This is a genomic window from Mesorhizobium sp. P2_B5, from assembly GCF_056404775.1.
In genome coordinates this window covers 1-1,177 of record NZ_JBFUDJ010000030.1, presented here as the reverse complement: position 1 = coordinate 1,177, position 1,177 = coordinate 1, and the positions used below count along the sequence as shown (strand labels likewise).

The window sequence follows — 1,177 nt, the reverse complement described above, 5'->3', positions numbered from 1 at the left end:
ATGGCAAAAGGTAAATTCGAGCGCACTAAGCCTCATGTGAACATCGGCACGATTGGTCACGTTGACCATGGCAAGACGTCGCTGACGGCGGCGATCACGAAGTATTTTGGCGAATACAAGCGCTACGACCAGATCGATGCGGCGCCCGAAGAGAAGGCCCGCGGCATCACCATTTCGACGGCTCACGTCGAATACGAGACGGCCAACCGCCACTACGCCCACGTCGACTGCCCCGGACACGCCGACTATGTGAAGAACATGATCACCGGCGCCGCGCAGATGGACGGCGCGATCCTGGTGGTTTCGGCTGCCGACGGCCCGATGCCGCAGACCCGCGAGCACATCCTGCTTGCCCGTCAGGTCGGCGTGCCGTCGATCGTTGTGTTCCTGAACAAGGTCGACCAGGTCGACGATGCGGAACTGCTCGAACTGGTCGAGCTCGAGGTTCGCGAGCTTCTGTCGAAGAACGAGTTCCCCGGCGACGACATTCCGATCGTCAAGGGCTCGGCGCTGGCTGCTCTGGAAGATTCGAACAAGACCATCGGTGAAGACGCGATCCGCGAGCTGATGGCTCAGGTCGACGCCTACATCCCGACGCCGGTTCGTCCGCTGGACAAGCCGTTCCTGATGCCGATCGAAGACGTGTTCTCGATCTCGGGTCGTGGCACGGTCGTGACCGGCCGCGTCGAGCGTGGCGTGGTCAAGGTCGGCGAGGAACTGGAAATCATCGGCATCCGTCCGACGACCAAGACGACCTGCACGGGCGTTGAAATGTTCCGCAAGCTGCTCGATCAGGGCCAGGCTGGCGACAACATCGGCGCGCTGCTGCGCGGCGTTGACCGTGAAGGTGTCGAGCGCGGCCAGGTTCTGGCCAAGCCSGGYACGGTGAAGCCGCACAAGAAGTTCGTGGCCGAAGCCTACATCCTGACCAAGGACGAAGGTGGCCGTCACACGCCGTTCTTCACCAACTACCGTCCGCAGTTCTACTTCCGCACGACCGACGTGACSGGCATCGTGTCGCTGCCGGAAGGCACGGAAATGGTGATGCCCGGCGACAACATCACGGTCGATGTCGAGCTGATCGTGCCGATCGCCATGGAAGAGAAGCTGCGCTTCGCCATCCGTGAAGGCGGCCGCACCGTCGGTGCCGGCATCGTCGTCACCATCAAAGAATAAT

Annotated in this window: 1 protein-coding gene; it reads left to right on the top strand. The window is 61.8% G+C overall.

Going from position 1 to position 1,177, the window contains the following annotated elements; genetic code table 11:
- Nucleotides 1–1,176, top strand: a complete 1,176-nt coding sequence (gene tuf, locus AC1D1N_RS32320; protein ID WP_013895701.1) for an elongation factor Tu — start codon at nucleotides 1–3, stop codon at nucleotides 1,174–1,176.
- Nucleotide 1,177 lies beyond the last annotated feature (1 nt).